We start from the raw sequence: 8,818 nt of genomic DNA, 5'->3' as shown, positions 1-8,818 counted from the left end.
GACGGTCACGCCCGCCGCGGCTGCGGGGGCGCTCAGACTGAGCGTCGCCGAACTCGACGCACCCGAGGTGTGGCGCAGCGCGAGGTGGACCGTGTCCTCGGCGCCGCCGGCCGCGGTGACCTCCGTCGCGTCCCCGAGGACCGGCAGCAGGACCGAGAGCGCGTGCGGGCCGACATCCCAGAGCCCGCCCTTCTCCCTGCGCCACGGCGAGGCCGCGTACGGGCTGTCGGCCCCGGGCGAGAAGAGCGCCCCCAGCCACTGCGCGCGGCCGGTGAACCAGCCGTCGACGGCGGCCTGTCCGGCGATCCACTCGGCCACGCCCGGGGTGAAGCGCAGGGTGCAGAAGACCACCGACGCGACACCGGAGCGTTCGGCCGCCGCGACGACCTCGCGTGCCCCGCCGGGCGTCGTGGCGACCGGTTTGTCGAGCAGCAGATGGCATCCGGCCGCCGCGGCGCGGGCCGCGAGCGGGGCCTGGACGTCCGGCGGCAGAGCCACCGCGACCGCGTCGCTCGCCGCGAACAGCGCGTCGGCGTCGTGATACGCGGTCGTCCCGTGTTCGGCGGCGAGCGCGGCCGCCGCATCGGGGCGCCTGCCCCAGACCCCGCTGAACTCGATCTCCGGATGGGCGGCGAGCGCCGGTGCGTGGGTGGACCGCGCCCAGGGGCCGGTACCGAGCAGACCGATGCGCGGCCTCACACTCGCACTACCCGTACCCGTACCCGTACCCGTACCCGTACTCGTACTCGCTCCCGTGCGGGATGGCTTCGTCATACCGGACAGTGTCGGCCATGGGGCAGTGCAGGCCATGGGGCGCCGGTCGTCGGACGCTGTCCGGTATCGGGCCGTACCGGGCGGCGGAACCGCCTTCCTTGCCGGGAGCCCTGCTGCTGCCCCGCCGCATCTGGTTCAATGGGCACATGGCCCGCTATCAGAACACCTCGACAGGTCGCTTCGACCTCGAACCGTTCTGGCCGTCCCGTCAGCACCACGACTTCGACCGAGTGTGTTGCCGTGCGACCCAGGCGCCGGCCCTCTAACGCCTCTTCCGATTCGAAGCCTTCGGCCGGCGCGCACGACGTACGTCCATCGACGACCTCTCCGCGCGAAAGAGCTGACCACTCATGGCTGACACCCGTTCCTTCTCCGCTGCCACCACCGCGACGGCCGCACCCGCCACGCCTCTTCCCACCCACCGGCACCGGCTGCGGTCCGTCGACCGTGACGAGGTGGTCCCCGTCGCTGACTTCCTGCCGCCGGGCGCCACCTGGCTGCCCGCGCCACAGCACACCCTGCCCACCGTGCCGGGCCAGCCGCCGATGGTCGGCTATCTGGTGCTCGTGCCCGCCGACCACCAGCCGGGTCCCACAGGGCCGGCCCCGGCCCCGCACACCTCGGCCCCCGAGGGCGCGGTGCGGATCGACAGCGCCGAGCGCACCGCATCGGTGGACGGGCGGGCGCTGGATCTGACGTATCTGGAGTTCGAGCTGCTCGCGCATCTCGTCGCGCACCCCCACCGGGTGCACAGCCGCGACCAGTTGGTGACCACCGTGTGGGGCTACGGGCATGTGGGCGACGGCCGGACAGTCGATGTCCATGTGGCCCGGCTGCGCCGCAAGCTGGGCGCCGAGCACCGGCACACGATTCGTACGGTGCGCCGCGTCGGGTACAAGTACGCGCCCTGATCCGGCGCCCCGTATCCCGCGCCCCGTACCCGGCACCCCCGTATCCCGCGCTCGGTCAGGCTCCGGGTGGCCCGGGCGGACTCGCCCGGGCCGTTCTCGGAGTCGGACATGGTCACCGTGCCGGAGCCCCCGGTGCGGAACCGTGGGCGAAGGCCGGGGGGGGTGGTGCCAGCTACACCCCGGTTCCGGGTGCGGAACCCAATGACCCGGCGCCCCGTTGCGACCACACTGGTGTCCAGGCCGGCGATCTCCCGGCCAGGAACGAGAGGGACATCCATGGTGACGACGAAGGCCCGCGACGCGGGGGTGGCGGCCGTACGGGGCCTGGCGCTGGCCCTGATGTCACTCGTCGGCTCGATCACGCTCTTCGCGCTGGCCGTCACATCGATCGCGCTGATCCCGGTCGGTGTCGGTGTCTTCACCACACCCGCGCTCCTGGGGCTGGTCCGCTCGCACGCCGACCGGCGCCGGCTGCTGGCGGCCACCTGGGCCGACACTCGGATCCCGGTGGTGCGCCGGCCGCTGCCGCAGCACTCCCGGTCCGGCATAGCCGGTCAGGTGGAGCACTGCACGCTGCTGGTGAAGTCCCCGGCGACCTGGCGCGATCTGCGCTGGCTGCTGGTCGATATGACGGCGGGCGCGATCACGGCGCTGCTGCCGGTTTCGCTGTTCAGCGAGGGGGTCTTCGGCATTCTGCTGCTGCTCGGCCTGTGGAAGCCGGTCGTCAGGGCGGGCGGCGGGTACTGGTACGAGTTCGTCCGGGTCGACAGCTGGACCACCGCGGCGTTCGCGGCCCTGGTGGGCATCTGCTGGCTCGCGGTCGGGCTGCGTTTCGCGCCGCAGCTGGTCCGCGCCCACTTCGCCGTCACCCGGTGGGCGCTGGCCCCCACCCGGGAGGCCGAGCTGGGCGAGCGCATCGACCGGCTCACCGAGACCCGGCACGACGCCGTGGACACCTCGGCGGCCGAACTGCGCCGGATCGAGCGGGATCTGCACGACGGCGCACAGGCCAGGCTGGTGGCCATGGGCATGAACCTCTCCACCATCGAGGCGCTCATCGAGAAGGACCCGGCGCAGGCGAAGAAGATGCTGTCGATGGCCCGCGCTTCGTCGGCCGAAGCCCTCACGGAACTGCGGGACCTGGTGCGGGGTATCCACCCGCCGGTGCTGGCCGAGCGTGGACTCGGTGACGCGGTCAGGGCCCTGGCGCTGCGGCTGCCCGTAGCGGCCGAGGTCGATGTGGACATGCCGGGCCGCGCCGAGGCCCCGGTCGAGTCCGCGGCGTACTTCGCGGTCAGCGAGGTCCTGACGAACGCCGTCAAGCACGCGCAGGCGGACCGGATCTGGGTCGACATCCATGACGCCGACGGGATGCTGCGGATATCGGTCACGGACGACGGTCGCGGGGGTGCGTCGGTGGGAGCCGGTTCGGGACTGAGCGGAATCGAACGCCGACTGGGTACATTCGACGGCGTACTGGCCGTCAACAGCCCGGTGGGCGGCCCGACCATGGTGACGATGGAGATTCCGTGCGTGTTGTCCTCGCCGAAGACCTCTTCCTGCTGAGAGACGGCCTGGTCCGGATGTTGGAGGCGTACGACTTCGAGATCGCGGCGGCGGTCGAGACCGGGCCCGAACTGACCAAAGCCTTCGCCGAATTGCAGCCGGACGTCGCCGTGGTCGACGTCCGGCTGCCGCCGTCCCACACGGACGAGGGCCTGCAGTGCGCACTGGCCGCCCGCCGGGCCAGGCCCGGGCTGCCCGTGCTTGTCCTGTCCCAGCATGTGGAGCAGCTGTACGCGCGCGAGCTGCTGGCGGACGGCACGGGCGGGGTGGGGTATCTGCTCAAGGACCGGGTGTTCGACGCCGACCAGTTCATCGACGCCGTACGCCGGGTGGCCGCGGGCGGGACCGCGATGGACCCGCAGGTGATCCAGCAGCTGCTGTCGCGGCGCTCCCAGGACAAACCGGTGGGCAGCCTGACCCCGCGGGAGCTGGAGGTCATGGAGCTGATGGCGCAGGGGCGTTCCAACGCCGCCATCGCGGGCCAGCTCGTGGTGACCGAGCGGGCGGTGGCGAAGCACACGTCGAACATCTTCGGCAAGCTGAGCCTGCCGGTGTCGGACGACGACAACCGGCGGGTCCTCGCGGTGCTCGCCTATCTGGACCGGGGGTAGCGACCGCCGAGCCCGGCCCGCCCGCTCGGCTTGCCCCGGCCCAACTCGCCCTGGTCGGCCGGGCCCGCCCGCACCGCCCGGCCCGGCCCGGCTTGTCCGTACCGCCGGGCCCGGCCCGGCCGAGCCAAGACAAGCCGGTGCGTCTACTGCCGGGTGACCCGTACGCCGGTGACTCCCAGCAGTCCGGCCAGCGGGACCCGTGCCGTGGTCTGCTCCGGGGCCACCGCCAGCTGGTCAGCGCGCAGCAGATCCAGCAGCCGCTCCGCCAGCGGCATGACCATGTGCCGCCCCCAGCAACGCTCGTTGGCGTGGCCGAAGGGCAGATATCCGGGGTGGTTGTCGGGGTCGGCGCCGGCCCACCGCTCCGGGCGGAACGTGTCGGGGTCCTCCCAGATCTCGGGAGAGCGATGGGTCAGCAGGGGAAGCATGAGCACGTCGTCCCGCTCGCCGATCCGGTCGTCGAGCGCCGCGAACTCCGGGGAGGCCACCCGCAGCAGGTTCCAGGACGGCGGCAGCAGCCTGAGCGTCTCCAGCAGGATGTCCCGGTTGGACATGGCGTCGTCGAAGGGCGAGCCGAGCCAGAGCGCGTTGGCGACCAGTGTGGACACCGTGAAGCAGATGGGCGCCGCCGCCCGCCGGTACATGCCCATGGCGTGGCGCCGCTCCGCATAGGTCCCGGCCGCCGCGGTGAGCGCCGCCAGACGGGACACCGGCGCGTCGGGCCCCGGGCCGCCCGGCAGCCCGGCGCCGGTCCCGATGACGGTCCAGGTGAGTGCGGTCGTCCATTCCAGCCTGCGGTCCACGAGCACGCGGTAGCGGAAGGGATCGGCGCCGAAAACCAGATCCCGGAGATAGTTATGGCCCGCCTGTGGCCATTCACCGGAGAGATCGACGCCTTCGTGGTCCGGTTTTTTCAGCGCGTTTTTGACGTCCTGAGAGATCGCCCGCATGAGCGCGGACGATTCAGGCCGTGTTATGGACCTTCCTTTGAGCGGCTTGAAGGTCGGCCGTTCGAATTCGTTGGCCGGTCTGCTGCGGAGAATTTCATCAATCAGTTCCGGCCCTGCGACACCCACGGTCCCCGGGTCGAGACGGAATGCGTCCGCACTCCGGTACCTGCGCAGGAGATCATCGATTCTCGGCGTGAAGACCGTGGTCCTGGCACGCCTGTCCGTACCGGAAATGTTCATCGGGGATCTCCAGGAGCAAGAGGCCGTTGCCCGGCGGGACCATTGCGGGACCGCCGGGCACAGGACGAACGATTTCTCGGGTCAGTACCAGATGTACCAGGCGTACGACTTCAGGCTCTTCTCGGGCCTGATCTTGTTCTTGAGCGAATGAATGAGCTTCATGACAGCACCTCCGATTGACGGCGAACTGACCGAGCCGGATATAGGAACCCGACCGCAAAAGTGAAACCCGGCAGAATAGTTACGTCAATGTAACGCAGATCACCCGGAGGTCCGGCACTTTACATGTTTCATCCGCGGCGCACCCCGGAACAGCGACTAACAGAACAAAAATGCCAGGTGCCGGATGCGCGTAATACCCAGATTCCCGGCCCGTCAATCCTGTGGTCGGGCGGGCCGAAAGGTGGAACCGGGGCGCTTTTACGCCTTCATACCGTGCGCCCCATTGCTCCGCCTCCTCCTCGTCATTACCGTGCGCATGCATCTGTCATCGCATGTCATCGCACGGACCGTCAGCAGCAGTGACGCAATACGAGGAGTGCCGATGCACCAGCTGTCCAGACGTACGCTGCTGAGCACCGCGGGCGCGCTCGGCGCCGGCGCGGCGATCGGCGCGCAGACCCCCGCAGCCGCAGCCGAACCGGCCGCCGCCCCCCGGAGTCTCTCCGCCGCCGCGCCCGAGCCGCTCGACTCCGGCCCGGCCAGGGCGGCGCTGAAGCGTCTGCTGCCGCTCCACGCCGACCAGTTCACCCTCACGTCCCTGACCGGGGCGGAACGCTTCCGGGTCACCGGCTCGGCGGGCCGGATCCAGGTCGCGGCCACCGGCCCGGCCGTGGCGCTGACCGGCGTCCACTGGTACCTCAAGTACGTCTGCCGGGCGCACATCTCGTGGAACACCTCGCAGCTCGACCTCCCCCGGCGGCTGCCCGCGCCCGGCACCGCCGTCCAGCAGTCGGCGACCGTCCCGCACCGCTTCGCCCTCAACGACACCCACGACGGCTACACCGCCCCGTACGCGGACTGGCCGCACTGGGAGCGGACCATCGACGTCCTGGCGCTGCACGGCTGCAACGAAGTCCTCATCACGACCGGTCAGGAAGCCGTCTACCACCGGCTGCTGCAGGACTTCGGATACTCCGACACCGAGGCCCGCACCTGGCTGCCCGCCCCGTCCCACCAGCCGTGGTGGCTGCTGCAGAACATGAGCGGATACGGCGGCCCGCTCTCCACCGCGCTGATCGACCGGCGCGCGGCGCTGGGCCGGCGCATCGCCGACCGGCTGCGCGAGCTGGGCATGCACCCGGTGTTCCCCGGCTACTTCGGGACCGTCCCGGACGGATTCCCCGACCGCAACCCCGGTGCCGACGTCGTCCCGCAGGGCACCTGGAACGGTCTGCGGCGCCCCGACTGGCTCGACCCCAGGTCCGAGGTGTTCGACCGGGTCGCCGCCGCCTTCTACCGGCACCAGTCCGAACTCCTGGGTCCGGCCGAGCACTTCAAGATGGACCTGCTGCACGAGGGCGGCACACCGGGTGACGTCCCGGTCGCCGACGCCGCGCGGGCCGTCGAGACCTCCCTGCGCACCGCCCACCCGGACGCCACCTGGGTCATCCTCGGCTGGGGCGCCAACCCGCGCGCCGAATTGCTGCGGGCCGTCGACACCGACCGGGTGCTGATCGTCGACGGGCTCTCCGACATCGACACCGTCACCGACCGCGAGAAGGACTGGAACGGCACCCCGTACGCCTTCGGCTCCATCCCCGACTTCGGCGGCCGTACGACGATCGGCGCCGACACCGACCGCTGGACGGAGAAGTTCACCGCCTGGCGCGACAAGCAGGGCAGTGCGCTGGCCGGCACCGCGTACATGCCGGAGGCCGCCGAGCGCGACCCGGCCGCCTTCGAGCTCTTCAGCGAACTGGCCTGGCGCACCGAGAAGATCGACCGTGCCGCGTGGTTCACCCGGTACGCCGGGGTGCGCTACGGCGGCGACGACCGCGCCGCACGCTCCGCGTTCGCCGCGCTCACCACGACCGCGTACCAGCTGACCACCACCGACGGCCGCCCCGTCGACTCGCTCTTCGCGCGCCGGCCCAGCCTCACCGGATCCGTCAAGTCCGCCTTCGACACCGCCGGGTTCGACAAGGCGTTCGCCGCCCTGCTCGACGTCGGCGCCCCGCTGCGCGGCTCCGACGCCTACCGCTACGACCTCGTCGACCTCGCCCGGCAGGCGCTCGCCGACCGGGGCCGGATCCTGCTGCCACAGCTGCGCGCCGCCTACGAGGGCAAGGACGCCGCCACCCTCCGTACGCTGTCGGCGCTCTGGCTGAAGCTGATGCGGCTCGCCGACACTCTGGCGGGCTGCCACCAGGCGTTCCTGCTCGGGCCCTGGCTTGAGGAGGCCAAGCGCTTCGCCACCGGCCCGGCCGAGGTGGTGCAGCTGGAGTGGACCGCCCGCACGCTCCTCACCACCTGGGCCGACCGCACCGCCGCCGACCACCTGAGCAACTACGCGAACCGCGACTGGCACGGGCTGCTCAGCGACGTCCACCTCCCGCAGTGGCAGAAGTTCCTGGACGAACTGGCGGCCGCGCTCGCCGACGGCCGGGACGCCAAGACGTTCGACTGGTATCCGGACGAGGAGTCCTGGACCCATCGGACGGACGCGTATCCCGTCAAGGCGACCGGCGACGCGTACCGCACCGCGCGGCGTGTGTACGACACCCTGGCCACGGCCCCGTACCAGGGCACCGCCACCGTCTCCGCCCAGCCCGTCGCCTTCACACCGGGCAGCACCGGCACGGTCACGGCCGGCTTCCGCAACCTCAACGGGCTGCGTGCGACCGGCCCGGTCGACTTCACCCTGACCGGCCTGGACGCGACGGCGAAGGGCGGCGCCTCCCTGCCCGGGGTCGGACCCGGTGCGTCCGGCTCGGTCTCCTGGCAGGTCACCGCCCCGTCCGAGCCGCTGACCACCCCGCTGCGCCCGATGCCCTACACCCTGCTGACCCGCTTCGGGCCGCAGGGCGGTCAGCAGGTGGACGTTCGGGAGCGGAGCGCGGTGTACGTGGCGGCACCGCTCGACTCCGGGTGGCGGACGTACACCGGCAACGACGCCGTGTTCGGGCAGCTGGGCACGCGGCTGGCGATCAACGGCGGCGGTCAGGACCTGTGGAAGGGCACCACGCAGTTCGGCACCGCGTTCCGCGCGGGGGCCATGGCCGACGGCACGACCGTGACCGTACGGGTGGACTCCCAGGAGAACACCGGGAGCTGGGCCCGGTGCGGTCTTGTCGTACGCAACAGCCTGGCGACCCCGGGCTCGGCCGGCTTCCTGAATCTGGCGGCGACACCGGGCCAGGGCGTCGTGCTCTCGTACGACACGAACGGCGACGGCGCGCTGGACACCTACAAGCGCGTCACCGGGATCAAGGCACCGGTCGTGCTGCGGCTCTCCCGGGCGGGGACGGCGTACACCGGTTCCTGCTCGACGGACGGCGGGGCCAGCTGGCGCACCGTCGCCACCGTCTCCGTGCCGAGCGCCGCGGGCAGCCAGGACGTGGGGATCTTCATGAGTGCGACGAACGGCGGGAACGGGGTGCGCGGGACCGTCGACTTCAGCGGCTGGTCGCTGAGCTGAGCCCGGCCGGGCCCCGGTCGGGCCTCCGGGCGGACCGAGTTGAGCGGTGCGGTACGTCCCCGTGACGGCACGCGGCGCGGCGGGCGCATCGGTGGGCGGGGGCGCGGAGCCGCGGCGGGGCGCGGA

7 protein-coding genes are annotated in these 8,818 nt (G+C 71.6%); 5 read left to right on the top strand and 2 right to left on the bottom strand.

Annotation, left to right across the window (positions count from 1 at the left end; all coding sequences use genetic code 11):
* The coding region (locus tag G3I19_RS31640) for a Gfo/Idh/MocA family oxidoreductase (RefSeq protein WP_164267155.1) at positions 1–774 on the bottom strand (774 nt) is incomplete at its 3' end.
* A gap of 350 nt (positions 775–1,124) precedes the next feature.
* Between G3I19_RS31640 and G3I19_RS31635 the strand changes: the two genes are divergently transcribed.
* The 3 genes from G3I19_RS31635 to G3I19_RS31625 all read left to right on the top strand — a co-directional run bounded on the left by G3I19_RS31635 (position 1,125) and on the right by G3I19_RS31625 (position 3,862).
* Entirely contained in the window at positions 1,125–1,685 is a 561-nt protein-coding gene (locus tag G3I19_RS31635) for a winged helix-turn-helix domain-containing protein (protein ID WP_164267154.1), read from the top strand.
* Positions 1,686–1,961: 276 nt separating this feature from the next.
* A complete protein-coding gene (locus G3I19_RS31630) occupies positions 1,962–3,251 on the top strand; it encodes a histidine kinase (RefSeq protein WP_164267153.1) in 1,290 nt (429 codons plus the stop codon).
* The gene (locus G3I19_RS31625; RefSeq protein WP_164267152.1) at positions 3,215–3,862 is read left to right on the top strand and encodes a response regulator transcription factor; all 648 of its coding nucleotides are present in this window, start codon (positions 3,215–3,217) and stop codon (positions 3,860–3,862) included. Before G3I19_RS31630 ends, G3I19_RS31625 begins: the two co-directional genes overlap by 37 nt.
* Positions 3,863–4,005: 143 nt before the next feature.
* On the opposite strand, the gene G3I19_RS31620 is transcribed toward G3I19_RS31625, so the two are convergent.
* Positions 4,006–5,052 (bottom strand): cytochrome P450, encoded by a 1,047-nt coding sequence (locus G3I19_RS31620; RefSeq protein ID WP_164267151.1) that lies wholly within the window; start codon positions 5,050–5,052, stop codon positions 4,006–4,008.
* Between G3I19_RS31620 and G3I19_RS31615 the strand changes: the two genes are divergently transcribed.
* On the top strand, positions 5,006–5,203 hold the full coding sequence (locus tag G3I19_RS31615) for a hypothetical protein (RefSeq protein WP_164267149.1): 198 nt from the start codon (positions 5,006–5,008) through the stop codon (positions 5,201–5,203). The two genes, G3I19_RS31620 and G3I19_RS31615, sit on opposite strands and share 47 nt — an antisense overlap.
* A 393-nt stretch (positions 5,204–5,596) precedes the next feature.
* Complete coding sequence (locus G3I19_RS31610) at positions 5,597–8,692, top strand: alpha-N-acetylglucosaminidase (RefSeq protein WP_164267150.1); 3,096 nt, start codon at positions 5,597–5,599, stop codon at positions 8,690–8,692.
* The last annotated feature ends 126 nt before the right edge of the window (positions 8,693–8,818 follow it).

The organism is Streptomyces sp. SID10853 (assembly GCF_010548145.1).
In the GTDB taxonomy this organism is placed as follows: domain Bacteria; phylum Actinomycetota; class Actinomycetes; order Streptomycetales; family Streptomycetaceae; genus Streptomyces.
The sequence above is the reverse complement of the archived record's forward strand: the minus strand, read 5'-3'. Positions and strand labels throughout refer to the sequence as shown.